The sequence below is a fragment of the Candidatus Brocadiia bacterium genome (assembly GCA_041658285.1).
GTDB lineage: Bacteria > Planctomycetota > MHYJ01 > JACQXL01 > JACQXL01 > JBBAAP01.
This window is the reverse complement of sequence record JBBAAP010000001.1, coordinates 208,551-233,998: the sequence shown is the minus strand read 5'-3', so window position 1 is coordinate 233,998 and position 25,448 is coordinate 208,551. Positions and strand designations below refer to the sequence as shown.

At 45.6% G+C, this 25,448-nt stretch carries 22 protein-coding genes; 15 read left to right on the top strand and 7 right to left on the bottom strand.

Annotated elements, in window-relative coordinates; all coding sequences use genetic code 11:
• Position 1 precedes the first annotated feature (1 nt).
• Positions 2 to 1,864: a glycosyltransferase family 2 protein gene (locus tag WC980_00985; protein MFA5793633.1), complete on the top strand. Its 1,863-nt coding sequence runs from the start codon at positions 2 to 4 to the stop codon at positions 1,862 to 1,864.
• Between the two features lie 4 nt (positions 1,865 to 1,868).
• The gene (locus WC980_00980; GenBank protein ID MFA5793632.1) at positions 1,869 to 2,891 is read left to right on the top strand and encodes a glycosyltransferase family 9 protein; all 1,023 of its coding nucleotides are present in this window, start codon (positions 1,869 to 1,871) and stop codon (positions 2,889 to 2,891) included.
• Here the strand turns inward: WC980_00980 and WC980_00975 are convergent.
• The 4 genes from WC980_00975 to rfbB form a co-directional block, all read right to left on the bottom strand.
• Complete coding sequence (locus tag WC980_00975) at positions 2,869 to 3,594, bottom strand: hypothetical protein (protein ID MFA5793631.1); 726 nt, start codon at positions 3,592 to 3,594, stop codon at positions 2,869 to 2,871. The two genes, WC980_00980 and WC980_00975, sit on opposite strands and share 23 nt — an antisense overlap.
• Before the next feature lie 86 nt (positions 3,595 to 3,680).
• Entirely contained in the window at positions 3,681 to 4,799 is a 1,119-nt protein-coding gene (locus tag WC980_00970; protein ID MFA5793630.1) for a PilT/PilU family type 4a pilus ATPase, read from the bottom strand.
• Positions 4,772 to 6,178, bottom strand: coding sequence for a hypothetical protein (locus WC980_00965; GenBank protein MFA5793629.1), 1,407 nt, complete (start codon positions 6,176 to 6,178; stop codon positions 4,772 to 4,774). Before WC980_00965 ends, WC980_00970 begins: the two co-directional genes overlap by 28 nt.
• A gap of 13 nt (positions 6,179 to 6,191) precedes the next feature.
• A complete protein-coding gene (gene rfbB / locus WC980_00960; GenBank protein ID MFA5793628.1) occupies positions 6,192 to 7,202 on the bottom strand; it encodes a dTDP-glucose 4,6-dehydratase in 1,011 nt (336 codons plus the stop codon).
• Between the two features lie 121 nt (positions 7,203 to 7,323).
• On the opposite strand from rfbB, the gene WC980_00955 reads away from it, so the two are divergent.
• Positions 7,324 to 7,518 (top strand): twin-arginine translocase TatA/TatE family subunit, encoded by a 195-nt coding sequence (locus WC980_00955; GenBank protein MFA5793627.1) that lies wholly within the window; start codon positions 7,324 to 7,326, stop codon positions 7,516 to 7,518.
• A gap of 33 nt (positions 7,519 to 7,551) precedes the next feature.
• On the opposite strand, the gene WC980_00950 is transcribed toward WC980_00955, so the two are convergent.
• On the bottom strand, positions 7,552 to 8,553 hold the full coding sequence (locus WC980_00950) for a bifunctional oligoribonuclease/PAP phosphatase NrnA (GenBank protein MFA5793626.1): 1,002 nt from the start codon (positions 8,551 to 8,553) through the stop codon (positions 7,552 to 7,554).
• A gap of 271 nt (positions 8,554 to 8,824) precedes the next feature.
• On the opposite strand from WC980_00950, the gene gcvT reads away from it, so the two are divergent.
• Complete coding sequence (gcvT, locus tag WC980_00945) at positions 8,825 to 11,935, top strand: glycine cleavage system aminomethyltransferase GcvT (GenBank protein MFA5793625.1); 3,111 nt, start codon at positions 8,825 to 8,827, stop codon at positions 11,933 to 11,935.
• Positions 11,936 to 11,945: 10 nt separating this feature from the next.
• Here the strand turns inward: gcvT and WC980_00940 are convergent, their stop codons facing one another.
• Entirely contained in the window at positions 11,946 to 12,953 is a 1,008-nt protein-coding gene (locus WC980_00940) for an RluA family pseudouridine synthase (protein MFA5793624.1), read from the bottom strand.
• Positions 12,950 to 13,414, bottom strand: a complete 465-nt coding sequence (locus WC980_00935; GenBank protein MFA5793623.1) for a hypothetical protein — start codon at positions 13,412 to 13,414, stop codon at positions 12,950 to 12,952. Before WC980_00935 ends, WC980_00940 begins: the two co-directional genes overlap by 4 nt.
• A 314-nt stretch (positions 13,415 to 13,728) precedes the next feature.
• Between WC980_00935 and WC980_00930 the strand changes: the two genes are divergently transcribed.
• From WC980_00930 to WC980_00880, 11 genes are all read left to right on the top strand, one after another.
• Complete coding sequence (locus tag WC980_00930; GenBank protein ID MFA5793622.1) at positions 13,729 to 14,205, top strand: hypothetical protein; 477 nt, start codon at positions 13,729 to 13,731, stop codon at positions 14,203 to 14,205.
• Positions 14,206 to 14,226: 21 nt separating this feature from the next.
• Positions 14,227 to 14,520, top strand: coding sequence for a hypothetical protein (locus WC980_00925; GenBank protein MFA5793621.1), 294 nt, complete (start codon positions 14,227 to 14,229; stop codon positions 14,518 to 14,520).
• Between the two features lie 9 nt (positions 14,521 to 14,529).
• Positions 14,530 to 15,429 carry a 16S rRNA (cytosine(1402)-N(4))-methyltransferase RsmH gene (gene rsmH, locus WC980_00920; GenBank protein ID MFA5793620.1) on the top strand — a complete coding sequence of 300 codons (900 nt, stop codon included), beginning with the start codon at positions 14,530 to 14,532 and terminating at the stop codon, positions 15,427 to 15,429.
• A 38-nt stretch (positions 15,430 to 15,467) separates the two neighbouring features.
• On the top strand, positions 15,468 to 15,788 hold the full coding sequence (locus WC980_00915; protein ID MFA5793619.1) for a hypothetical protein: 321 nt from the start codon (positions 15,468 to 15,470) through the stop codon (positions 15,786 to 15,788).
• A gap of 32 nt (positions 15,789 to 15,820) precedes the next feature.
• Positions 15,821 to 17,563, top strand: a complete 1,743-nt coding sequence (locus WC980_00910; protein MFA5793618.1) for a penicillin-binding protein 2 — start codon at positions 15,821 to 15,823, stop codon at positions 17,561 to 17,563.
• A 12-nt stretch (positions 17,564 to 17,575) separates the two neighbouring features.
• On the top strand, positions 17,576 to 19,024 hold the full coding sequence (locus WC980_00905; protein ID MFA5793617.1) for a UDP-N-acetylmuramoyl-L-alanyl-D-glutamate--2,6-diaminopimelate ligase: 1,449 nt from the start codon (positions 17,576 to 17,578) through the stop codon (positions 19,022 to 19,024).
• Between the two features lie 9 nt (positions 19,025 to 19,033).
• Positions 19,034 to 20,410, top strand: coding sequence for a UDP-N-acetylmuramoyl-tripeptide--D-alanyl-D-alanine ligase (gene murF, locus WC980_00900; GenBank protein ID MFA5793616.1), 1,377 nt, complete (start codon positions 19,034 to 19,036; stop codon positions 20,408 to 20,410).
• Between the two features lie 37 nt (positions 20,411 to 20,447).
• On the top strand, positions 20,448 to 21,527 hold the full coding sequence (gene mraY, locus WC980_00895) for a phospho-N-acetylmuramoyl-pentapeptide-transferase (protein MFA5793615.1): 1,080 nt from the start codon (positions 20,448 to 20,450) through the stop codon (positions 21,525 to 21,527).
• Between the two features lie 201 nt (positions 21,528 to 21,728).
• Complete coding sequence (ftsW, locus tag WC980_00890) at positions 21,729 to 22,880, top strand: putative lipid II flippase FtsW (GenBank protein ID MFA5793614.1); 1,152 nt, start codon at positions 21,729 to 21,731, stop codon at positions 22,878 to 22,880.
• Between the two features lie 167 nt (positions 22,881 to 23,047).
• Positions 23,048 to 23,497: a helix-turn-helix domain-containing protein gene (locus tag WC980_00885; protein ID MFA5793613.1), complete on the top strand. Its 450-nt coding sequence runs from the start codon at positions 23,048 to 23,050 to the stop codon at positions 23,495 to 23,497.
• A gap of 60 nt (positions 23,498 to 23,557) precedes the next feature.
• Positions 23,558 to 25,441, top strand: a complete 1,884-nt coding sequence (locus WC980_00880; protein MFA5793612.1) for a hypothetical protein — start codon at positions 23,558 to 23,560, stop codon at positions 25,439 to 25,441.
• Positions 25,442 to 25,448 lie beyond the last annotated feature (7 nt).

Genomic DNA, 25,448 nt, shown 5'->3' with positions numbered 1-25,448 from the left:
TATGAAAGCATTAGGTGAGATTTTACTGGATAAATTCCGAAGGATTAAGAAGCGATTAATACCGGAAGGTACTATTCTGCGAGGCGGTTATGATTTTTTACTGTTTCGAGTAAAGAGATTTTTTGGAGTTGTTAAGGATCAACCATTAGGCGATTCGTTAATTTTACAATACCGGATAGCTAAAGGTCGGATATTACCTTTCGGAAGCCGGAGGCGCAGATTCTACGAAAGAATTACAACAGTTTTTAGGGGGGCTGTAGCAGGTCAGGGTGTCATGGATGAACATTCTATTAGTTATGAAGAATGGTTGTCTAAGAGACATCCGTCAGAAAATGTCCTTTACGGGATGCAAAGAGAAATCAACGAGTTTCCATACCAGCCTAAGATTGCTATTGGTATTATTGCTCGCGAGGGTGTTGAATCGTTTGCTTGGCAGAAATCAATTAAGTCTGTGGCAGGACAGGTTTATCATAACTGGAAGATTTATCTTATTGGTGCAGGTGACTTGCCTTTTAGTAAACAAGAAGGAGCTTCCGTGGTTGGTGTGGATTCAGTAAAAGATTTGTTTGTTGATAAAGAGAATGATTTTATTGGGTTCGTTTATCCGGGTGACATCATACAGCCCCATTGTTTATTTAAAATTGTTCAACGGCTTAATATCGAAAAGGAGATAGATTTAGTATATTGTGATAATGATTGGCTAAACGAATCGGGTAACAGGGTGAAACCTTTTTTTAAGCCGGATTACTCTCCTGATCTGTTGATGGGTATGAACTATGTGGGTAGGTTTTTTTGCGTCAAAGCGAGCTGTTTGAAAAAGACTGAAGGATTAGATGATAATTTATACAAAATGCTTTTAATTGCCGAATCAAAGTGTAAAAAAATATTGCATATCCCTAATATTTTGTGCAGCTATTTTGACCATCATTCTGATGCTAAAAGTGGGAAAGAAACCTTAGAGTATATTATCAGGAAGCGTGGTCGTGAAGCAGAAGTATTGTCGCTGCCTCGTAATGACGCTTATCGGGTTAGATATAAAATTATAGAGAACCCGCTTATTTCTATTATTATACCTACTGCATTTAGTAAACCGGATATATTCCAAAAATGTTTTTCTTCATTAGCGCAGAAGACAGCTTACCGGAATATCGAAATTATTATTATAGATAATAGTCGGAGTGATTTATCCCGATGTTCTATAGATATGTCTCAGATGAAATGTCGAGTGATTAAATATAAGGACGAATTCAATTATGCGCGAATAAATAATATAGCGGCGAAAGAGGCTAATGGCGCAATGTTGCTTTTCCTTAATGATGATACTGAAGCATTAAACAGTGATTGGATGGGGGCGATGATAGAGCATTGCCAACGCAAGGAAATTGGTATTGTCGGGGCGAAACTTTTATACCCAGATGGAACGGTTCAGCATGGGGGTATATTTTTCACTGGGAAAAACGATGTTATGGGGCGACATAGTTTTAGATTTGTTAAAGATGGTGCTGATTATTACGGATTTCTAGACGTAGTACGAAATACTTCAGCGGTAACAGGGGCTTGCATGATGATGCGTCGTGAAGTTTTTCGGGAATTAAATGGTTTTGATGAGACTTTGGAAGTTGAATGTAATGATACTGATCTATGTTTACGAGTAATAGAAAAAGGATATCGTATCATCTGGACGCCTTTTGCTAGACTGCTTCACCACGAGGCGATTAGCCGTATTGACGTTTATAAGCCATTGCCAAAAGACAGAATTATATTTTGGAATAGATGGAAGACTAAACTAGAAAAAGGCGACCCATATTTTAACCCTAATTTAAATGTTGACAAAGAGGATTATTCCCTCAAGTCTATTAAGTAATATTATGCGAGTCGCTAAAAAAATTTTAGTGGTTAAAATTAACATGTTGGGGGATATGGTTACATTTTTGCCAATGCTTAATTCGCTTAGAAAAGGTATGCCGGATGCGGAAATTACGCTGTTAACTACTTCGGTTGGGGCAGAACTGAGTGCGATCACTAGATTAGTTGATAATATATGGATAACATCTCCGGGAGAGGCTAGATCTATTTTTTGGTTTACAAAGTTGTGGCTGCGGATTATAAATAAGAAGTTTAATATTTCAATCTCATCTTATGATAGTTCCTCATTTATTGGATTGGTTCTTTATTTGTCAGGCATACCGGTTCGTATTGGATATGACTGCGCTAAACTGGCTAAAATGTATAATAGATTGGTTCATTTCTCAAGGGATATTCATATGATTGAACTAAATCTTAATTCTATAAAAGAACTGGGCTTATCTTGTTTAAGAGGTCGCCCAGTTATGAATATACCCGAAGATGCTAAAGATATGGTAGATAAAATACTAATCAAAAATGGAGTAAATCAGAGAGAATTGATTATTGGAATACATCCGGGTTCTCGCACGGCACCACGTTGGTCACCAGAACATTTTGCTAAATTGGCAGACGAATTAATCAAAAACCATCATGCAAAAATTATTTGTATTGGCTCCATTAGTGAAAAAGTAATTGTTGATGATATTCAATCACAAATGGGGCGAAAAATAATTGATTTTACAGGCCAAACCACAGTTGCTCAGTTAGCGTATCTTATATCAAGGTTATCAATACTTATAGGGCACAGTAGTGGCCCTACGCACTTAGCCTATCTTATGGGAACTTCGACGTTATCCTTTTGGGGTGTGAGTCTACCTCAAAACTGGGGGCCTTACTGGGATAAAGAGCGCCATATTTGTTTAGCTAGCGATTTGGATTGTTTAGGTTGTGACAAAAAAGAATGTCCCAAGGAAACGTTGGAATGTATGGTCTCTATCAGTGTGGGGAAAACCTTAGAAAGCATTAAGCAGCTTCTGTCAAAATAATTTTTTCTAAGGCTTGAAGCTCTTCTTGCTTAAGATCATCAAACCTAAATCCGATATCTTTAATACTTTCACTAGGTTCACGATCAATGAAGGCGATGTGGGTTCTGATATTTAACTGATCGTTTTGTTTTAATAGCAAGGAAGCGGTGAATTTATCTTTCTTATTCTCCTCGAATTTAGAGAAAAACGAATTGAATTTTTCACGCTCTTTTTTGATGTCTCCGCCTATGGTTGGTAGAAAATTTTCCACAAGCATGCCGGTAGAGCTAAGATTGATTAATCTGCATTTTATAGCATCTGATGTATTTCTGCCGGCATAAATTTCCGTATTATAGGAAAGTTCGCGATGCAATAATTTTTCATTTGAAGTTTTAAATATACCGTCCCGGATAGATTTAAGGAATTTTATGGCGCAAAGGGGATGGTTAATTATTTGGGTAAATTCTTCTTGGGGAGACATATCTTCTGTTACGCCGATTATTGGTATATGAGGGGCGATTTTTTTTATGGTAAAAATTAATTTTGATATATCGGAATTAATTTTAAGTGTGTCAACTACTACCGCATCAAATAGGGCCGTTTCAATTTTACTTATTGCATTATTTGGATTTTCTGATATGGATACACCGTAGTAATTACTGATAATTCCTTTTAATAGAGAACCGGAATATTGGTTAATATCTACAATCAAAACATTAGGCATATTATGACTCCTTATTATGGTAGATTATATATAATTAATATATCGGATTTTTAGGATGATAACTTAAGGGGTATGATAGAATGGAATCACCCGAGTATTTTATGCTCATCAGTTAGGGAAATACCTTTGAGGAGCATTTTAAGTTGATCGGGATTATGCGAGAATTTTAAGGCATTTTCATCAGTAATAAGATTGTTTTTTATTAGATTATGAAGTGATATATTAAAATCTTGCATACCCTCATTTTTAGAGCCGCGCATAATTTCAAGGATTAATTTATCTTCTTTGGTTTGGATAAGTTTTTGAATGGTTGGATTAACAACCAATACTTCTGCCATAGGGACAATGCGAATTTCTTTTTTAGACGAAGGTAGTAAACGCTGACATATGATTGATTTGAGATTTAGGGTTATGCTTTGGCGAATAAGATTGCTTCTTTCTTGAGGGAATAAATCGATAATACGGGAAATTGTTTGGGCTGCATTAGAAGCATGTATTGTTCCTAGTACTAAATGTCCAGTTTCTGCAGCCATCAATGCAGCTTCTACGCTTTTACTATCACGTATTTCGCCAATGAGTATGACATCCGGGTTTTGGCGGACTACATATTTTAAAGCGTCTTCAAAGGATGCTACGTCTATACCGATTTCACGTTGGTTAATAAATGATTTATTATCTTTAAATAAATATTCAATAGGGTCTTCAATCGTAATTATATGGCACTTCCTATTTTCATTAATGTATTGAATCATTGAGGCTAAAGTGGTAGATTTTCCTGATGAGGTTGGTCCTGATACAATAATCAAGCCTTCTTTTAAGGACGCTATTTCTTGTATAACTGGCGGTAAGTGCAGGTCATTTAAAGATGGTATTCCTGTGTTAACACGGCGCGCGGCTACTGCTACATTACCGCGTTCTTGGTAGATGTTTATCCTGAATCGACCAACTCCCTCGAGATCATAAGCAAAATCAAGATTGAGATTGTGCTCAAAAATATTTTTCTGGGAATCGGTCATTATTTCGTAAATAATTCTTTTAATATCTGTTGCGGAAAGGACTTTATTTCCAACTTCATGCAAGACAGTGGTAACCCGAAATATAACTTTAGCTCCGACCTTGAGATGGAGGTCAGAGCCTTTGTTTTTAGCTAAAGAGCTAAAAAGCTTATCGATGTCCTTTAGTTCTTCTTGAGGAGATTTTTCCATAGTTCTAATTCGTCAGAAGGGACGTCTTCTATTGAAATCCATTTGGTGTTTTCGATCGAAATGAATACGGTCGATTTTCCGTTAGGACTTATCCAGGTGATTGAAGTCTTTGTCGAATTCTTGTCTTTTTGCCATCCTGAATACTTCTTTTCAATAACGGATTGATAAGCTTTGAAAGATTCTGTGGCATCGGCATTGCTGTCCCATACGGTCGAAAGATACAGACTGTATTTATTGGTCTTGATATTTTTTAAGAGGAAATATTTATCGCCATCCCATCCTTCAGCGGCTTCTCTTAAGCTGGGTATTTCGAAGGTGCTGAAAAGCGTCCAAAACCCGAACTCACCTAAAACATCAGAAAATGATATTTCTATTTGAGGGGGTAATGCTGGCTGGTTTATTACAGTCGGCTCATCCCGTTCAATCAATAATTTTCGCGGATGCATGATTTGTTCTGTGGAAACGGGCGGTTTTTGGTAGGCTATATCAATATTTTGCCAGCCGCCCTGGTAATTTTTATCTTGTTTGGGGATATCGTAAACCAGCATATCGCTTATACTGGACAGTCCGTGGATGTAAGGCGCATTGAGATACCAGAAAAGATGTATAGGGGCACTTTTTAACCCTTCCAGAGCCGTTTTCATTTCCGGGTATTTTTCGGCCAGGGGTAACATCTGTGATTCAGCTTGATTTAAAAGCATATCCCTGGTCATGAATTTCATACGGCTGAATATTTGGGCGATAACAGGATTGTTTGCGCTTATTTCTTGCCCGCCCATCATCGGTTTAAGGCTGTACATAGTCATGACATAAGTCGCTTCCCCTTCATAAAGATATCGGATTGCCGTGGCGGAGTCTTCCGAGGCTGAGGCGTTTTTGTTCATATCAGCCAGATTAAAAGATTGGTCTTGCAAGGCATGGCAAAGTTCATGTATCAGATTACTTTTGAGCTGTTCGGGAGGAAAGGCGTCAACCTTAAGTAAATAAATAGATTTAGTTCTGGGGTCGTAGTAAGCGCCGGCCTGAGTTAATAGCAGGTTTTCGAATCCTTTTCTCAAGTCGTATCCTTCTGGGAGAAGTCCCAGTTTTATCATGGCCATTTGGGTTATTTGGGCTTTGGCCGGGGGGAGTTCTTTATCCAAGTCATTCTTGACGAAATTACGAAAATCGCTCATAGATTGGACGGCCGTAGGTATGGTTGATTTGAATTGTTTTCCTCTGATGAGTTCGACTTCTTTTTGATAAGTATTGATATCGCTAATGATTTTTTCTGTCGCATTTTCGTGCACTTCCTTATGAGTATTAGTTGAGCATGATATGCCTGTTATAAATAATCCCACAAAGGTGATTGAAATAATGGGGATAATTATTTTTTTCATAAGTATTCCTTTTCTATGGTTTGCCGTAATGCACTTTATAGAATTTAAGATATTCGCCTGTTTTAATTCGTTTCCACCAGTCTTTATTCTTAAGGTACCAATTAATAGTTTGCCTAATGCCATCTTCAAACCTGTATTTTGGTTGCCAGCCCAGTTGTTTTTTTATCTTTGAGATATCAAGGGCATAACGGCGGTCATGGCCGGGCCTGTCCTTGATAAAGGTTATCAGTGATTCTGGCTTTTTTAATGCCTGGAGGATGGTTTTGGTTACTTCCAAGTTGGTTTTTCCCGATTGCCCCGCGATATTGTAGATTTCGCCTAATTTGCCGTGGCGCATGACACAATCGATTGCCCGGCAATGGTCTTCAACGTAAAGCCAATCGCGGATATTTTTTCCGTCTCCGTAAAGGGGCAGTTGCTTGTTTTCTAATGTGTTAGAGATAAAGAGAGGAATGACTTTTTCCGGAAATTGGTAAGGGCCATAGTTATTCGTGCCGCGGGTGATTATGGCGGCATATCCGAATGTTTTTTCGTAGGCTTTGACCAGCAGGTCGGCGCTGGCTTTGCTGGCCGAATAAGTACTGCTTGCGTCTAGCGGGGATTTTTCGGTAAAAGGTTTATCTTTTTTCTTAAGCGAACCGTAGACCTCATCAGTGGAAATTTGGATATACCGTTTTATTTTGAACTGGCGTGCGGCTTCAATGAGTACCTGGGTGCCTAAAATATTGGTGTTTAAGAAAACGGCCGGATGGTACAAGCTGCGGTCGACATGGGATTCGGCCGCGAAATTTATTATCACATCTATCCCGCCGGCTAGTATCTTATTGACTATTTTGCCGTCAGTAATATTACCCTTGATAAATCTATAGCGGCTAGATTTTTTTATATCTTTCAGGTTTTCTAAATTACCAGCATAAGTCAAGAGGTCTAAATTGGTGATGGAGACGTCTTTATACTTATTAAGCATGAAATGGATAAAGTTGGAACCGATGAATCCGCAGCCGCCCGTGACAAGAATTTTCATAGGAACTCCTTCATTAGATAAACTAATTACTTAGAAAGAGATGCTTTGTCAATCTATATGTAGTTTTTTTATTGACAATGTTTTGATAAAGTCTATAAATGCATCAAAAGGAGATGTTAATATGCTTAATAATATCGGGGCTCAAGAATTGCTTATTATTTTTTTGATTCTAGTTTTTCTTTTTGGCGCTAGTAAGCTCCCCTCGCTGGCCCGGGGATTAGGTAAGTCAGTGAAAGAATTTAAAAAAGGGATGAACGAAGAGGAAGATAAACCTCAAACCAAGGATGAGCCAACTATACCTCCGGCAACGACATAGTCAATGATTATGTTTTGACAGGAGGGGTGAATCTCATCTTGTCTTATTTTTTAACACACCCTTTATATATTCAATTACTTTTTTAATGGCCTTATCCATAGGTGGTTTTAATGTTGCTCCAGCGGCTCTATTGTGGCCTCCACCGCCGAAATGAGCCATTAATCTATCAGCATTTATTGGAGGTTTCGCACGCACACTAAGCTTTATTTTTAAGGGATTATCATGGCTTTCTCTAAAAAGTAATGCAACCTTGACATCTTTAATTGCTCTTAAAACGGACAAGTACTCTTGTGAGTCGGCCGGTTCGGTTTTGAATTTTTTATACATCTGTCGGGTTAAGACAGACCATGCAATTTGGTTATTAAAATCTAGTTTTATGCGTTCGAGGCAATCTATATAAAGACGCGTTCCAGGGATGCTTTTATTAGCATGCATGCTGTTAAAAATATAGGAAAGGTCTATACCCTTTTTTATCATTTCCCCGGCTATATAATGGCTTTCTGGGGTAGTTGACGAAAATACAAAATGGCCGGTATCAGTATCGAGAGAAACGTAAATGTTAGTGGCCATATTCTTGTCGATTTTAACCCCTGAAGCTAAAATAATTTGGTAAACGATTTCTCCCGATGCGGCGCGTGAAGGATCAGTCCAGTTAATGTCGCCAAAAAGATCGTTTTCCTGGTGATGGTCGATATTGATGACAATCGTGCCCTTGCGGATGAGTTCTTTTATAGGTTCTGCCAATTCTTCAAGTCTGTCTAATCCCCCTGAATCTAGGACAATGATAACATCATAATTAGAGTTTAATTTAGTTCCTGGTTTAAATTGGCGGACTTTTTTTACCCAAGGCATGAACAGTAATTCTTTAGGGGTGCCCCCGGTATTGATTATGCTGGCCGATTTTTTCATTAGGCGGAGCATTTGGGCTAATGCAAGCTCTGAGCCTAAGGCATCCCCGTCGCAACGCGCGTGGGTGGTTATTAAAAACCGTTTGTTTTTCCTTATAACATCTAGTATTTCTTTCGCCAGCTTCATATTTATCTATCAGTCATTATTTTAATGTAATCGCAACTATTTTTGCAGTAATTATTTCGCTATTGAATAATTTTGCTTTTAATAATAGGCAATAAAATCATTTATTTTAAAAGCAAATTAGTAACTATTTTTTTGGTGTGTGCATGAGAATAGCATGAGATTTATTTTTTAAAGTAATTCTCTTGACACCTAAAGGTGAGAAGTTAAAAATTATGCTTGATGATTTAAACAGATTGATTAATCAGCTGGCTTTAGCATAAAGGAGAATAACATGAAAAAACAATCATCTTTTTTATTCGACAGTGGCCTTGGTAAGCTTGATCCGGATATACAATTTTTTGCAAAGTGTGAAGAGGGCAGGCAATCTAGTAGCCTTTTGATGATTGCATCAGAAAGTCTTTGCCCCAAGCCGGTACGCGAGGCTTTGACCATGGTATTCACAAATAAGTATGCTGAAGGATATCCTTCTTTGAGGATGGCGCAGGATGAACGCAATCAAGTAGAAAAGGAGCCGGCGCGGTATTTATCATTCCATCGGAGATATGGGGATCGAAGGTTTTATAAAGGCGCGGAATTTAGCAATTTTGTTGAAGTTCTTGCCCAGCGCCGGGCTGCAGAAATATTTGCTAATCCGAATGCTTCAGTTGACGAAATATTTGTTAATGTTCAATCACTTTCTGGTGCCGCGGCAAATAATGCGGTATATAATGCATTTGTCGTGCCGGGTGACACGATTATGGGGATGTCACTTTCATACGGAGGCCATCTAACTCATGGAAGCCCTTTTAATCGTTCGGGGCGTCAGTACAAAGTTGTTCCGTATACGGTTGATCTTAATACAGGGAAGCTTGATTACAACCAGATCGAAAGCTTGGCTTTGGAGCATAAACCCAAGATTATTATTGCCGGCGCAAGCGCATATCCCTGGAGTATTGATTGGAAAAGGTTATCCGAAATCGCACATAAAGTGCCGGTGCAGGTCGAAGGACTGAACAGGCAAGGTGCAGTCCTGATGGCCGACATATCTCATCCTTCTGGGCTTGTCGTGGCCGGACTCTTTCCTAATCCGGTGGGGTTAGCAGATGTTTCTACCCTAACTACACATAAAACACTTTGCGGTCCGCGCGGGGCTATTATTATCTCTACTAATGAAGAAGTGGCCCGCCGGATTGATTTTGGTGTGTTTCCAGGGGAACAGGGTGGTCCGCATATGAATAATATTGCCGCTAAAGCGGTTAGCTTTAAAATAGCCTCAATGCCGGAATTTAAACAATTGCAACAACGAATTTATGATAATTGCCAGGTATTATCAAAAACATTTGAAAAGTTGGGATTAAAACTTGCTTATGGCGGAACTGATTCTCACCTGTGCTTAATAGACCTGGATAGTATTAAAACGGAATCAGGCATTCCGCTCAGGGGCGATGTGGCATCAAACATTTTGGATCTTTGTGGGATTACCTGTAATAAAAACGCTCTCCCGGGCGATGAAACCGGTACCAGGCCTCGTGGCGTTAGGTTTGGAACGACGGTTCTTTCACAGCTTGGGTTCGGTAAAAAGGAAATGGAAACTATCGCTAAAATGGTTTACCGAGTGTTGATTAATATTCAAACATTCAAAGTTATCAGCCACAGCGGTGAAATTGTCCGGGGAAAGATTGACCAGAAAATAATGGATGAAACGCGTCAGGAGGTTAACAGGCTTCTAAAAGTAAAGCCGGTTAAGCAAGAAGGTTCTGACGCTATAGCGATTCAGGGAGAACGTTCTGAGGCATTTATTCAATCGCTGGTGCCTATTAATATGTATGAGTTTGAAATTGGGCAGGTTATCAGGACATCATTAATGGATTATAGCGGCAAAGTCATTGATAAAGTGCTCCTGAAAGTAATTAATGCTGATGATTATCTGATAAAGCCTTCGAAAAATATCAATCAAGTCGCTAATTATCTGGATAAACTTTCAGACGGATATATTAAATTCGACCCAATTGACCCTTACCGTAAAATTGAAGGACCGGTTGTGGTTAAAATGGTTAAAGCTAAAATAAGCGCAGCTAAAGTGATAGATGCGCAGAATGATTTGTCTAAACCATATTTCTTGGGGCAAAAAGCATTAACCTTAGGTAAGATTGTGTATAAGGCAGTAGATAAGGAATTCAAGTTTGTTCCTTACGATGGCGATTCTAGAAAAACAGCCATTTATGAAGAGCACCTTAAACTTACCAAGCCGAATTTTATGGTGCCTTTTGCCGGTTGGACAATGCCTCTCTGGTATACCAGGGGAAGTGAAGAACATATTAATGTCAGAACCGCCTGCGGTTTGTTTGATGTTTCTCATATGGGCAAGATCAGGATTACCGGTTCATATGCCATGAGATTCATTGACTTGGTAACAACCAACTATGTGCCGAAACTAATGCCTGGACAGTCGCATTACTCGTATATTTTTAATCCTGATGCTGATGTGATGGATGATGTTATTGTTTATTACCTTGCGCCGAAAGATTATCTTTTGGTTGTTAATGCGTCCAATGCTGAAAAAATATACCAGTGGCTTAACGCCGTTAATAAACGCCAGGTTATAATCGACCGTGATAATTTAGGGTGCCGGATAGAGGGCAGTGTGGAAATCAGCAAGCCTGATTGGGTTAATGTAGCATTGCAGGGCAGGAAATCATTTGCTGTCTTGCGGAAGATAATGCTGGAAGCTTGGACAAACTCGACCAGCAAGATGTTAAAATCACTTGGCTCTCTGAAAAAATCACACTTCATTGAGATAGAAATAGGTGGTTTCTGGGCGTTGGTAGCCCGTACCGGTTATACCGGTGAGAATTTAGGATATGAAATATTTGTTAAACCGGAGAATGCGGTAAAATTCTGGAATTTGTTGCTGGAAAAAGGCGCTGAATTTGGGTTGAAGGTCTGTGGTCTAGCTGCACGAGATTCACTTCGGACAGAAGCTGGTTTGCCGCTTTACGGCCACGAGCTCAACGGCGACCATAACATCATGCCGACACAAGCTGGATACGGGGCATTTGTTAAAAGGCATAAACCTTTCTTTGTCGGTCGAACGGCATACTTAACTAAAGAGAAACAGATTACCCATCAGATAGTCAGGTTTAAGGTTGTGACTGAACGGGCCAGGGCTATAAAACCTGGGGATATGGTGTTGGATGTTGATAAGGATGTTGGTTTGGTTACCAGTTGCACGCTGGTTCCGATAATCGGGACGACACCCCAGCAGTATGTCCAGAAGGGCTTGATGCTTATTGCAAAGAAATACGCGATTAGAGGAACTATTTTGAGCATTAAGACCAAGGCTATGCAAGCTGGCGATGCTCCAGCCCAGGTAAAAGTCAAAGGTAGATATACGCCCAGATAAACAGCCGCATCTAACGGCTGCTTTTAATGGTTTTTAAGGCTTGGCTTATATCATCTGCCAGAGGCGCTGTAAAAGTCATTTGCTTTCTTGAGATAGGATGTTCTAAAGTAATCCTGTGCGCATGAAGCGCCTGCCGCTTTAGTAAAATCTTTCCTTCAACCGTCAGTTCTTTTTTACCGCCGTATGTAATGTCACAGACTATCGGATGTTTGATGGATGCTAAATGGACCCTTATTTGGTGGGTGCGTCCGGTTTTGGGGAAAACAGAGACAAGCGTAAAGCTTTGCTTGTCGGAAGATATTAGTCTTTCCCTGACCTCGTAATAAGACAAAGCTTCTCTGCCCTCGCCTTTTTTCTTCACCACAATTTTCTTGTAGTCTTTAGTGTCGCGACCGAGCGGTTTTTCGATAATGTCGGAATCAAAATTGATATTTCCCTCAACCAGAGCCAGGTATTCTTTCTGGATTGTTCTTTTCTCGAACTGGCTTGAGATTCTGAAATGCGCCTGGACTGTTTTTGCTGCGATTATAATGCCGCTGGTATCTTTATCAAGCCGATGGACAATTCCCGGGCGGTAAATGTTTGGGTCCGAAAATCCTGCTCGACGGGTTACTTCAGGCAGGACGCCGCAGTGGTTGAGCAGTGCGTTGACCAGAGTGCCTTCCCAGTGACCGGCTGAAGGATGGACCACCATATTGGGCGGTTTATTAATAGCAAGCATTTCCTCATCTTCGTATATGATGGACAAAGGAATTTTCTCCGCTTTCATCTGGGGTTCTATTAACTTGGGCAGCTGGATATCAATAATGTCACCGTTATTCAGGTGGTGGCTTGATTTGGCCGGGCGCTTGTTAATCGTAATCAACTTTTTCTTTATCAGGGATTGAATCAGGTTGCGCGAATATTCTTGAAGGCGTTTGGTTAAATACACGTCAAGCCGGTAGTCTTCAAGGGATGATTTTTTTATGGTAATTGACAGGGGATCAAGGTGAGAATAGTCGACATGGATAGGCTTCATTCCAGTAATTTAAGGTAATGCTGCTTATTATGCTCAAATACATAAAGGGCAGCCATAACCCATCTGTCGCGCCAGCCCGGAGCATGCTTCTTGCACCATTCCTTGGCAACCTCATCACGGTTAGCCGGTTTCTTATTCTTCTCGCCGGTATACCAGATTTCCTTTTCTATCTCATCCAACTCGGTTTTGATCTCCGTAAGGTGGTTGATAGATTTCGCTTTGACTATGTACATTTTGATAGCCAGCTCCTCGGTCAGATTGGGGATTCTTAATTCCGGCAGGACAGAGGTTTTAAATTTCTTGATTCCCTCTTTATTTTGCTTGATAAATGACTCCAGGTCTTTTTCCAACTCGCGGTACTTACCGCTGCAATAGTCCTGGGCGATGTTTTTTATTTCACTGCACATAAATGCCCCCTGCGACGTCACTGGCGTATTTACTGAATTTTGTATATTGAGCATATTCTAATATTAAAAAATAATCCCCAAAAGTCAAGAAAAACCACGAGAATATTTCCGGGCAAACTATGGTTATGCATAAATACTACATATAGTATTTCCTGGGTTCATAACACCATATAATGTTATTCCTATATTATGTATTCGGAAATGCCGGGGAAAATATTTACTAAATTTTAAGAGAAATACTTGACATGACGATATTAGTTAATAGAGTGGTGTCAAATCCCATAGGGTGGAGGTATATCCCACATAGGGGAGTATAAAGGTAAGATATAGAAAAATAGATAAGAGCGGAATAAAAGGGGTAGTTCAAGATGTTTGTTGGTCAACACTATCATACGTTAGATGCTAAAAAGCGATTGGTGATTCCTGCCAAGTTACGCCACTCGTCTTTGCTCACCCCTAATGAAGCGGATACCAAAGGCGTTTATGTCACGTTGGATACCAAGAGTTACCAAAATAACAATATCAATCTGTTGGTTCTTTATCCGGCCTCGGTCTGGGCCAAGAACCTGGAACTTCTGGAGCAGAATGCTCTTAGGAGTGAAGAAGCCGCCTGGTATCTCCGCAAGGTGTCAGCCGATACGGAGTTCTGCAAGATAGATGAGCAATGGCGCGTGCTGATACCGCTGCGCCTGATTAACACTGCTGAGCTCAAACGCGATATCGTTATTGTCGGAGCGGGCAGCAAGATAGAAGTTTGGGATACCGCTAAATGGGACAATGTTTATAAGTGGCTCCAATCTCAGTCAACTACTTTTGAAAAATACGTATACAAAATTTCCACCTAAAAGTGGAAGAAAGGAGACGATATGAGCGTCGCTGTGGGGGAATCATTTGACAGAGTTTATAAACTACTGGAGGAGATAAGGGATTTATCCGAAGAATCCATCCGCGCCAGATTACAACATTTAGAAAAAGATATTATTGTGTTGTTCCAGAAACTTGAACAGCTGCACACGCTTTCGTCTGATTTCGCGCAGGTCGATTTGAGCGAAGACGTGTACTACCTGGTAAGGCTTCTGGCCGAGAAAGAGGAGAAGAAAAAGGAAGTTTCCCGCAGGTTTCCTTTGCTCTCCCGTGCGGCCGGGATATTTAACCTATAGGTTTAATTAATGGTACACAATCCAGTATTACTTAACGAGGTTGCGGAGCTTCTTAATCTGCAGCCCGGGGGGGTGATTGTCGACGGAACAGTTGGTTTCGGGGGGCATTTCAAAACTCTACTATCCCGGATTCAGCCCAACGGCCGATTAATCGGAATCGACCAGGATTGCGAGGCGATAGCTTATACCCAGGAATGGTTGAAATCATTTCTGGAACAAGGCCACGAAATAAAATCAGTAGATTTGTTCTGTGACAACTTTTCTAATATAGGCGATATTCTGGGACGGCTCAAGGTACCCGGAGTTGACGGAATTCTGCTTGATATTGGGGTTTCTTCGTACCAGCTGGACCGGCCCGAACGCGGATTCAGTTTCCAGTCGGACGGCCCGCTGGACATGCGGATGAACCCCAAAGCAGACCTGACCGCCGAAATGGTCATCAACGGCTACCATCCGAATAAGCTTATCGATATATTCAGGGAATACGGCGAGGAACGCTGGGCCAAAAGAATCGCCTTGAATATCGCCAGAGCCAGGGAAAAAGGAAGGATTGAAACCACCACACAGCTGGCCGGAATTATCGAGAGGTCCGTGCCTTTCAGGGGGCGGGCTAGGATACATCCGGCTACCCGAGTTTTCCAGGCGCTTCGGATAGAAGTCAATCAAGAGTTAAATAATCTTAAAGTTTTCCTGGGTATTGTGCCGAAATACCTTAATACCGGGGGGCGATTAGGAATTATCAGCTTTCATTCCCTGGAAGACCGATTGGTAAAGGAGTCGTTTAGGAACGGGAAGACAGAGGGTATTTACCGGCCCATCACCAAGAAACCGGTTTGGGCATCGGAAAAGGAATCCTACGAAAATCCGCGTTCACGCAGCGCGAGGTTAAGGGTTGTTGAGAGAATTTGAGAGTTGGAAGGGAAAGGGAGGGTAGAAAGAGATGGCATATGCACGTCCAGAGATTAATCCTGGTGATAGTAGTTATCACTCTCCTTGGCCTGATTACCGTATGGCAGCAAATCCAGACTGTTAGATTGGGTTACCAGATTTCCAGCTTTGCTTCGCTCAAGCAGAACCTGACCACCGAGAACCACACGCTCCAAACCAAACTGGCATCTACCAAATCACCGTTAAGCCTGGCTAAAACCGCGGATTTATCCAAGCTTAAACTTATTTATGCCGGGGATTCCAACATAACCGAAATAAAAGATCGCATTACCAAAATACATATGCCCGGCGGTGTTGTGCAGGCAAAATTAACCAGGTAATGCTCTAGGGTTGTATAAACCAGCAGGATTTTATGACTGACCAATATATCAAGCGTTCTAATGTAATCGCCGGCTTGATTATACTTGTGTTTGCATTTCTGGGATTTAAGTTCTTCCTAATCCAGATAGTCCGGCACTCAAAATACAAAGCCGCCCAAATAAGCCAGGTCTATGCTAAGACGGAAACCCAGCCGGAAACCGGCGCTATCCTGGACCGCAACGGCAAAGTCCTGGCCCTGTCACGCCTAGTCGACTCGGTCTATGCCGTTCCGGGCAAGATACAGGAACACCCCGAAGACGTTAGCAGACTGGCCCAGGTCTTAGGCCTTAATTACACTGAGCTTACCAAGCAGATAAACGATGCCGTAGCGCGCAAGAAGCTTTTTATCTGGATAAAGCGCCGGATTGATGATGACGCTTCGACCAAACTGAAAGCCCTTAAATTAGCCGGAGTCGGGTTTAGGAAGGAATATAAAAGGTTTTATCCCAACGGCGCGATGGCCGGACAGCTTATCGGCTTCCGCGGCGTTGATGAACAGGCGCTGGGCGGCGTCGAGCTGTTCTGCAACGACCAGCTCAAAGGCGTCAACGGTTATCAGTACATCCCGCGCGATGCCCGCCAGCATTCTTATACACCCATCGAACTGGTTGAAAAGCCGCCGCAACCGGGCAATGATGTCTGCCTTACAGTTGACGCGGTCATCCAGAGCATTGTCGAAGAATCACTGGCCGATGTGGCCAAGAAATATAAGCCGTCCTGGGCCGGCAGTATGGTCATCGACCCCAACACCGGCGAAATACTGGCTATGGCCAATTACCCGTCATTCGACCCCAATAACCAGCAAAAGTATTCGAACGAGACTAAGCGCAACCGCATCATCACTGATGTCTATGAACCCGGTTCGGTATTCAAGCCGTTCGTGCTTACGGCCGCGCTGGAAAATGACGTCATCCATATGTCGGACACGTTTAACTGTGAGAACGGCCGCTACAAGGTCGGCAAGCGGACCATCACCGACCACAAGCCCTACGGGCGGTTGTCCCTCAAGGATGTCCTGGCCAAATCCAGCAATATTGGCATGGCCAAAATCGGGCTGGCCGCCGGCGCCGGTAAAATATATCCTTACATCAAAAAATTCGGGTTCGGACAGTTAAGCGGGCTGGGCTTCGCCGGCGAGCAGGCCGGTTTTATTACGCCGCTCAGCAAGTGGAGCAACTATACGCTCACCTCCGTGCCCATGGGTTATGAAATTAGCGTTAATTCCATCCAGCTGGCCAAAGCCTACTCGGCCTTTGCCAACGGCGGCCGCCTGGTAAACCCGCATCTCATATCGCGTGTTGTCGACCGCAAGGGAAATGTCATCCAGGCCTGGGTGCCGCTGACCGATACCGCCCAGACCGGCCGGATATTTGCGTCCGCCCAGACCAGGCTCAACGTGGAATCTATGCTCCGCGAGGTGGTCCTGACCGGCACCGGCACCGAGGCCAAACTCAAATCATATAACGTGGCCGGCAAGACCGGCACCAGCAAGAAGCTCAATGCCAACGGCAAGTACGACAACAAATACCGCGGCCTGTTCGTCGCATATGCGCCGGTGGAAAGCCCGCGCATCCTGGTGGTCATGGTGGTGGACGAACCCAAAGGCGCCTATTACGGCGGCACCGTGGCCGCGCCGAACGTTGGTAAAATCATAGACAAGACCCTTAAATACCTGGAAGTGCCGTCGTCCTACTTGCCGGTTGCCGGCGTCCGGGATAACCGGTTGCCTCGATAACCTTCTACCTATATGGAACTGAAAGAACTCAAGCAGATTCTGCCTAACGCCCGTTTCCACGATTTCCAGAACCTGGAAATAACCGGCATCAGCTACGACTCGCGCCAGGTCAAAAGCGGCGACCTGTTCGTGGCCATCAAGGGCGCGGCTACGGACGGTTATCGCTTCATCGCCGACGCCCTGCATCGCGGCGCCGTTACGCTGGTTACCCACAAAAAGGCCAACCTCTTCCCGCTGGTGCCGCAGATAGTAGTCAGTTCACCCCGGGCCGCCCTGGCTTCCATCAGCTCTTATTTCTACGGCAACCCTTCGGCCCGGCTCAAGGTCATCGGCGTCACCGGCACCAACGGCAAAACCACCACCACCTACCTGATTAAATCCATACTCGAGGCCAAGGGCGAAAAGGTCGGCCTGCTCGGCACCATCCAGTATCTCATAGGCGACCGCCAGATACCCGCGCCCAATACCACCCCGGAATCGTACGACCTGCAGAAATACTTCGCCGAAATGGTCCGGTTCGGGCTTAATTATGCCGTCATGGAGGTGTCCTCGCACGCGCTCATACAACAGCGGGTCAGGGGCACCAATTTCCATATCGGACTGTTCACCAACCTGACCCGCGACCATCTTGATTACCACAAGACCATCACCAACTACCGGGCCGCCAAAGGCCTGCTTTTCAAGGGACTGTCCGAGCAGTCAGCCGCCATCCTCAACTACGAAGACAAAGCCAGTAATTATTACTCCCGGCTGACCAGGGCCAAGAAACTTTGGTACAGCATAAAAAGCCCGTCCGCCGCGGTATCGGCCCGGATTAACCGGATGACCCTGGACGGCACCAGCTTCACGCTGATGACGCCCTTCGGCAGCATCGACATCGATACCTCGCTCATCGGGCCGCACAACGTCTATAACATCATCGCCGCGGCTACGGTCGGCATTGCCTGCGGCGTGCCGCTGGAAAATATCAGGCAGGGCGTGGCCGCCGTCAAATCTGTCCGGGGACGGCAGGAACTGCTCAGCTCCGGACGTGGTTTCCACGTTATGGTCGACTACGCCCATACCGACGACGCCCTGAAGAACGTCCTGGCCGCCGTCAAGCCGCTGGTCCGGGGCCGGGTCATCGTCGTCTTCGGCTGCGGTGGCGACCGCGACCGCGGCAAGCGTCCGCTTATGGGCAAGGTCGTGGCCAAATACGCCGATACCTTCGTGATTACCTCGGACAACCCACGCTCCGAGGACCCGCACCGGATTATCACCGATATCCAGAAGGGTATCGGCCGGAAAAAGGAATACTTCGTGGAGCCGGACCGCTATTCGGCCATAAAGAAAGCCATCGAGCTGGCCCGGCCGGGCGACCTGGTCCTGCTGGCCGGCAAGGGGCACGAGACCTACCAGATATTCAGGGACGTGGTCAAGCCTTTTGACGACCGCCAGGTGGCCATGGAGCTGTTGAGCTGATAAATTATTATGATACCGCTAAGCATACCGGAAATACTCGGGGCCGTTAACGGCCGGGTCATCTCCGGGCAAAAGGACCTGACCGCCCGGCGCATCAGCCATATTTCCACCGATACCCGGACCGCTGTCAAAGGTTCGGCTTTCTTCGCCCTCAAGGGCCCCAACTTCGACGGCCATAATTTCATCCGGCAAGCCGTCCGGCGCGGCGCTGCCGTGCTGGTCGTCTCGAGTCCGGTCAAACCCGTCCCGGCCGGGGTGGTAGTCATCAAAGTGACCGATACCCTCAAGGCGCTGGGCGACCTGGCCGGTTATTACCGGTCGCTGTTCAGCTGTCCGGTCATCGTCGTCACCGGCAGTAACGGCAAGACCACCACCAAGGAGATGCTGGCCCATATCCTGTCCCGTCAAGGGCCGACGGCCAGCTCGCCCAAGAGTTTCAATAACTATATCGGCCTGCCCCTGACCATATTCGGGCTCGAGCCGCGCCACCGTTACGCCGTGCTAGAAGCCGGCACCAACCGCCCGGGCGAAATCGCCTATCTGGGCCGGATTGCCCGGCCTGATGTGGCCGTCATCACCAATGTCGCGCCGACCCATCTGGAAGAACTCAAGAGCCTCGAAGGCATCGCCCGTGAAAAGGCCTCGCTCTTCGGATGCCTGGCTCCCGGCGGGGTGGGGCTCTACAACGCCGACAGCAAATTAATTAAGAAATTCATACCGAAAGACGAAAATACAATAGAAGCATTCAGTCTGAACAAAGATGGAGGAATCGTTCAAGTTACCGGCGTTAAAGATGCCGGTAACGGCATTAAGTTTAATGTTGCAGCCAGGGGTGAACGCGGGGTTTACGCCTGTCGGTTACCAATGGCAGGGGGCTGGAATGCCAACAACGCCCTGGCCGCCATCGCGGCCGCCCGGGCAGTCGGAGTTCCAATCAGCCAATCCTGCCGGGCGCTGGGTTCGTTCAAGGCGCCGTCCATGCGCATGGAGCGCCGGATACTGAAAGGAGTCACCTACATCAACGATGCCTACAACGCCAACCCGACCGCCGTGTCGTGCGCGTTGCAGGCGCTGGCTAAGGAAAAGGCCGGACGCCGGATATTCGTATTCGGCGAGATGCGCGAATTGGGCCGCTATACCCGGCTATACCACCGGGCCGCGGCACGCGACATCATCAGGGCCGGGCTGGATGCCCTGGTCTGCGTCGGAGCGGCTACTAAAGAGACGCTCAAGGCCTTGCCCAAAAATAAGCCAGCGTACCGGGTTTATTGCAACGATGTTAACCAGGCCGTTAACTGGCTTGGCCGGATAGTCCAAAAAGGAGATATCGTCCTGCTCAAGGGCTCGCGGACAATAGGGCTTGAGAAAATATTATCAGAGCTATGAGAATTTAACTCGTAACTCGTAACTCATAACTTGGCTTATGCTTAACCAGTTGATTTCGCCGTTCATACATCAGTTCAGGTATATCACCTTTCGGGCCGGTATCGCCGCCGTCTGCGCCTTCCTGCTCTGCGTCATCCTGATGCCCTGGCTTATCCGCTACCTCAAGAAACGCAAGATATCCGAACACACCGAGAAGAAAGATTCCGAACAGCTCAAGAAACTGCACGCCAATAAATCAGATACCCCGACTATGGGCGGGGTGGTGGTCATATTGATACTCCTGCTCCTGACCGTGCTCCTGTCCCGGCTGGACGACATATTCGTCATCAATACAATCCTGGCCGTGCTCGGGCTGGCATTGCTGGGTTACTGGGACGACCTGGTAAAACTGCGCTCGGCCAAATCCGGCGTCAGCAAATCGTTCAAGCTGTTGGGCCAGGGCATCATCGGCCTGGCCGTGGGCATCGGATTTTACATCTACTTCCAGAAATACCTGCCGTCCGGCACCCAGCTGCATATCCCCATATTCAAGGCCACCCTCGAACTGGGTATGTTCTATCCGGTATTCGCCGCGCTGGTCATCGTGGCCAGCTCTAACGCCGTCAACCTGACCGACGGGCTGGACGGGCTGGTTACCGGATGCCTGCTCATCGCCGGGCTGGCTTACCTGATAATAGTTTACATCTCCGGCCGGTTCGACTATACCGCCTATCTCAACGTGCCTTATGTGCCCGGAGCCGGAGAACTGACCGTCTTCGCCGCGGCTATGGTCGGCTCGTGCCTGGCGTTCCTGTGGTTCAACGGATTCCCGGCCGAGATATTTATGGGCAACGTCGGGGCCGTGCCGCTGGGCGGCGCGCTGGGAATGCTGGCCCTGGCCTCCAAGCAGGAGCTGGTGCTGTTCCTGGTCGGCGCCATATTCGTTATGGAAGCGCTCTCGGTGCTGCTCCAGGTATTCTCATTCCGGACCACCGGCAAGCGCATATTCAAGATAGCGCCCCTGCACCATCATTACGAATTCAACGGCTGGAGCGAGCCGAAAATAGTCCTAAGGTTCTGGATAACCGCGGCCGTCATCGCGCTCATCGCCCTGGCGACACTAAAAATTGAAATTTGAAACACGAATAAGCACGAACAAAACGAATTATTCGAATTTATTAGTGTGCATTCGTGTTAAAGGATTGGATGTTAAATAACCACCATAAAATCTTGTTAATCACACTTTCGTTAGTCGCATTCGGTATTAGTGCCGGTTCGAATGTTAATGAGTTACCGGCACCTTATACCAAGGCTTAGAGAAAACATTAAATAAAGACAGATGTTGAATAACCACCATAAAATCCTGTTAATCACACTTGCGTTAGTTGCCTTTGGTATCATCATGGTTTACTCCAGCAGTTTCTTCCAGGCCGAAGGTTCGCGCTCCATCCACGACGGCTACTTCTTTGCCAAGCGCCAGTTCATCTGGATAGTCATCTCCATCATCGCTATGTTCATAGTCCGGGCCGTGCCGTACCACGTCTGGGACCGGCTCAGCCCGTTGCTACTCTTGGGCACCTGGGTATTGCTGGTGGCCGTATTGATACCCGGCATCGGGCACAAGGCCGGCGGAGCCAGCCGCTGGCTCAGGTTCGGGCCCATCGGCTTCCAGCCGTCCGAATTCGCCAAGCTGGTGGTCATAATGTTCATCGCCTCGTTCATCAACAAGAATCCCCAGGACGTTAAGTCATTGAAGAAAGGGTTCCTGCCCATTGCCGGAGTGGTCGGCCTGACCGTGCTGTTGATACTGGTCGAGCCCGACATCGGCACGGCATTTTTCGTTACATTAATCAGCGGCATCCTGATGGTCATCGGCGGTGTCCGGCTCAGGCAGTTGATACCCATCGGCGTGGTCGGCCTGTCCATCGCCCTGTTCGCGGCCATAGAGTTCTATCCGCACGTCCAGGACCGGCTCAAGGTCTTCCTCAACCCCCAGGCCGACGTGGCCGGCAAGGGCTACCAGGTCCACCAGTCGCTCATTGGCTTGGGCGCCGGCGGCCTGACCGGAGTAGGCATCGGGCTATCCAACCAGAAGCTGTTCTTCCTGCCCCAACAGCACACCGACTTCATCCTGGCCATAATAGGGGAAGAGCTGGGGTTCTTGGGAGTGCTGGCGGTCTTGGCGCTCTTTATGGGGCTGATGTGGTACAGCCGCAAGGTATCTAAAGAATCGCCCGATTTATTCGGCTCGCTCACGGCATTGGGCATCGGCCTGAGCATCACTGTGCAGGCGTTATTTAACATTGCCGTGGTCAGCGGGGCCATACCGACAAAGGGTATCTCGTTGCCGTTCATAAGCTTCGGCGGTTCCGGGATGCTGGCCGCAATGGTCGGCATTGGGATACTGCTCAACATTGCCTCGCACAAAGGCACGGTCCAGCACGAAAAGCCGTCCCAGGCCTTCGGCAACCTGGTCGCCCTGGAGTCGTAGTCAAATAGTTTGTCAACCACCGCCGCCAAAAGCATATAAATCAAGGTTGAATTCACCCTAGAAAAACTTTCACAGAAATCTTATTTTTTACTTGACAAATCCATTTTTAACACTATATTGTAAGTAGATGGAAGTAAATAATAGTAATAGACTAATAGGAGGTGGATATGGACCAGAAGAGAACGAGTATGATCATGGAAGAGACGCCGGCCAATAAGGACTGGTATTCCATCCGCGAGGCGTGCGAGTATCTGGATGTCAGCGAGCAGACAATATTCAGGTGGATGAAGGACGGCAAGCTGACCTATTTCAAGGTGGGCGATTCCACCCGGTTCCGCAAGGAAGACCTGGATCTGATGATTACCAAGCACACCGGCGAAAAGGAAGCCGAAAAGTACGGCAGCCGATGCGTGGCCTGCGGGCATTCGGTGTTGATACCCGGCAGTATCGCCGGTACTGGTAAGGTCTATTTCAAGCCGGCCAAGACCAAGTTCTTTACATTATTGGAAAGCAACGTCAATATCGAGGCGCGTTCCTGCCCCAAATGCGGCTTTGTCCAAGTCTTCGCCGATACCCAGAAACTCAATAAACTGGTTAAACCCAATAAGGAGAAATAACCGTATGATTGCCCCGCTCCGATAGCCCATCGGAGCGGGGTCTATAAAAGGAGGTGTTGTATGGAAGAGAACAGAAGTGTCTTTTGGGAGTGGTTGAAAGATCTGTTCATCAGGCAGAACGTGTTTTACCTGATGAGCGCGTTGTTTATGATACTGGGGTGTTATCTGGCGCTTAAGCCGTTCCAGCAGATTACCAGAAGCCTGGCCGACCTGATTATCTATTTTGCACTTATAAATACTTACGAAGCGCTTTTGGTTGTTGCGGCTATCTATGTCATAGTTAAAAAGAATGTCATTCGTGACGGGACAGTACTGCTTCTGATAGAAGGGTTTTTCTTGGTTGATGCCACCTTGATGAATTCTGTATACCATCTTTACAGCATCTGGGCCGGGATTATATTCAATCTGATGATTTTAGGATTAGCCGCCTTAAAGATACAGCTTGTGGCCAGGTACCTGAAACTAGATTTTCCCAAGGCTTTCTACAGATTCATCGGGTTGGGGTTGGCTTATCTCTATTTATTCACGGCCTTTATCTCCTATGGCATCAAGCAAGCTTACGACAGCACCATGCTCATGTTCATCGTCTGGTCCGTAGCCGGCCTGATTCCGGTTGTGCTCATCGGCATCGCCGAGAGTAAAGAAGACCTTAACCGGCCATTCGCCGAGTTCTGCCGCAAGGCCCAAGTGGCCTTCTCGCTGATTGTTATGTGCCTGCTTTTAATCCACCTGGCCACCGCCACCTGGATAGCAAGCGCTCCGTTCTATCTTTGTTACCTGGTGACTTTCCTAATATCATTTGCCTTTATCCTGCCTGAACTCAAACCACGTCTAAAGGCAGCCAATCAGGTTCATTGGTTTCAGTACGCGCTGATAACCGCAAGTATTTTATTTTGCATAGAATTCCCCAAGGAACTGATATTCAAGATACCCGTTATCATGTCGCCGCTCAGGTTGGCCCTGATTATGACTGCTGTAGTATTTGCTTCTTCCTATTGGGCATACAAAAGGAAGGTGTACTTAGCCTATAGCGTGTTTTTTATAGGCAATGCGCTGTTAGGATATAGCTTTAGTATCATCTGGGATAACCTTACTTTGATAACTGACAGAATTACTGGTTTCCTGCCGGATTCAAATCAGAAATGGGGCATTTTCAGCATCATTGCCGCTTTTATGCTTTTGGTATTCGGGTTTTTGGTCAGCTTGAATAAGTCAAAGATGATGGCTGTTAATGAGGGGGGCTCTGTCATATCGGGCAAACGTCAGTTTATGATAATCTTGCTTGTTTTGGTTATAGGGTTTTCAACTTATTCCCTGGCCATTGCTTTAATCGAAAGGGGTAATCGTTTTTATGAAGGGGGCGGTTCGGCCATTTCTGCGCTCAGGGCTTTGGCCGTGCACGAAGATTATTGGAAGCAAAACGACATTGACGGCAACGGCATCAAAGATTTCTGGACCTTGGATATCTCATGTTTACACCGGCTCTACCAAAAGGACGGCAAGAATAAAATCGACCTGATTGATGCTTCATTCGCCCGGGCTGACGACAATCCTTACGCCCGCGGTGTCCTTAATCCGTTCAATCTTAATAATGCCGGCGGCATGGATATGGAAGACTGGTCATTGCCCAAATTCAGCAAGGCCTCCAAGTATGGCTATGTTTTTAGGGCCATAGCTCTTGATGAGGACGGCGTGTTTTATAACCAGAATCCAGTCGGTCATAACAATGTCAAGGCCGGTAATAGCAACAAATTCGCCTTTGCCGCATATCCCGAACACTATCCGATGTCGGGCAAGGATGTCTACATCATCAATGAAAGCGGAAAAGTTTATGCCACCGATCCGGGTACTGATGAGGACCGGAAAATAGTATTAAAATGGCCCGGCATTGATCCGACCAAGGTAAAAGGGCCGGGTAATAAATCCTGGGTGTTGGTGAAATAGCAATCAT

What these genes read in the sequence shown, in the direction of transcription:
- WC980_00985 (MFA5793633.1), top strand. Translation starts at nt 2, where the DNA reads ATGAAAGCATTAGGTGAGATTTTACTGGATAAATTCCGAAGGATTAAG.
- WC980_00980 (MFA5793632.1), top strand. Translation starts at nt 1,869, where the DNA reads ATGCGAGTCGCTAAAAAAATTTTAGTGGTTAAAATTAACATGTTGGGG.
- WC980_00975 (MFA5793631.1), bottom strand. Translation starts at nt 3,594, where the DNA reads ATGCCTAATGTTTTGATTGTAGATATTAACCAATATTCCGGTTCTCTA.
- WC980_00970 (MFA5793630.1), bottom strand. Translation starts at nt 4,799, where the DNA reads ATGGAAAAATCTCCTCAAGAAGAACTAAAGGACATCGATAAGCTTTTT.
- WC980_00965 (MFA5793629.1), bottom strand. Translation starts at nt 6,178, where the DNA reads ATGAAAAAAATAATTATCCCCATTATTTCAATCACCTTTGTGGGATTA.
- rfbB (MFA5793628.1), bottom strand. Translation starts at nt 7,202, where the DNA reads ATGAAAATTCTTGTCACGGGCGGCTGCGGATTCATCGGTTCCAACTTT.
- WC980_00955 (MFA5793627.1), top strand. Translation starts at nt 7,324, where the DNA reads ATGCTTAATAATATCGGGGCTCAAGAATTGCTTATTATTTTTTTGATT.
- WC980_00950 (MFA5793626.1), bottom strand. Translation starts at nt 8,553, where the DNA reads ATGAAGCTGGCGAAAGAAATACTAGATGTTATAAGGAAAAACAAACGG.
- gcvT (MFA5793625.1), top strand. Translation starts at nt 8,825, where the DNA reads ATGAAAAAACAATCATCTTTTTTATTCGACAGTGGCCTTGGTAAGCTT.
- WC980_00940 (MFA5793624.1), bottom strand. Translation starts at nt 12,953, where the DNA reads ATGAAGCCTATCCATGTCGACTATTCTCACCTTGATCCCCTGTCAATT.
- WC980_00935 (MFA5793623.1), bottom strand. Translation starts at nt 13,414, where the DNA reads ATGCTCAATATACAAAATTCAGTAAATACGCCAGTGACGTCGCAGGGG.
- WC980_00930 (MFA5793622.1), top strand. Translation starts at nt 13,729, where the DNA reads ATGTTTGTTGGTCAACACTATCATACGTTAGATGCTAAAAAGCGATTG.
- WC980_00925 (MFA5793621.1), top strand. Translation starts at nt 14,227, where the DNA reads ATGAGCGTCGCTGTGGGGGAATCATTTGACAGAGTTTATAAACTACTG.
- rsmH (MFA5793620.1), top strand. Translation starts at nt 14,530, where the DNA reads ATGGTACACAATCCAGTATTACTTAACGAGGTTGCGGAGCTTCTTAAT.
- WC980_00915 (MFA5793619.1), top strand. Translation starts at nt 15,468, where the DNA reads ATGCACGTCCAGAGATTAATCCTGGTGATAGTAGTTATCACTCTCCTT.
- WC980_00910 (MFA5793618.1), top strand. Translation starts at nt 15,821, where the DNA reads ATGACTGACCAATATATCAAGCGTTCTAATGTAATCGCCGGCTTGATT.
- WC980_00905 (MFA5793617.1), top strand. Translation starts at nt 17,576, where the DNA reads ATGGAACTGAAAGAACTCAAGCAGATTCTGCCTAACGCCCGTTTCCAC.
- murF (MFA5793616.1), top strand. Translation starts at nt 19,034, where the DNA reads ATGATACCGCTAAGCATACCGGAAATACTCGGGGCCGTTAACGGCCGG.
- mraY (MFA5793615.1), top strand. Translation starts at nt 20,448, where the DNA reads ATGCTTAACCAGTTGATTTCGCCGTTCATACATCAGTTCAGGTATATC.
- ftsW (MFA5793614.1), top strand. Translation starts at nt 21,729, where the DNA reads ATGTTGAATAACCACCATAAAATCCTGTTAATCACACTTGCGTTAGTT.
- WC980_00885 (MFA5793613.1), top strand. Translation starts at nt 23,048, where the DNA reads ATGGACCAGAAGAGAACGAGTATGATCATGGAAGAGACGCCGGCCAAT.
- WC980_00880 (MFA5793612.1), top strand. Translation starts at nt 23,558, where the DNA reads ATGGAAGAGAACAGAAGTGTCTTTTGGGAGTGGTTGAAAGATCTGTTC.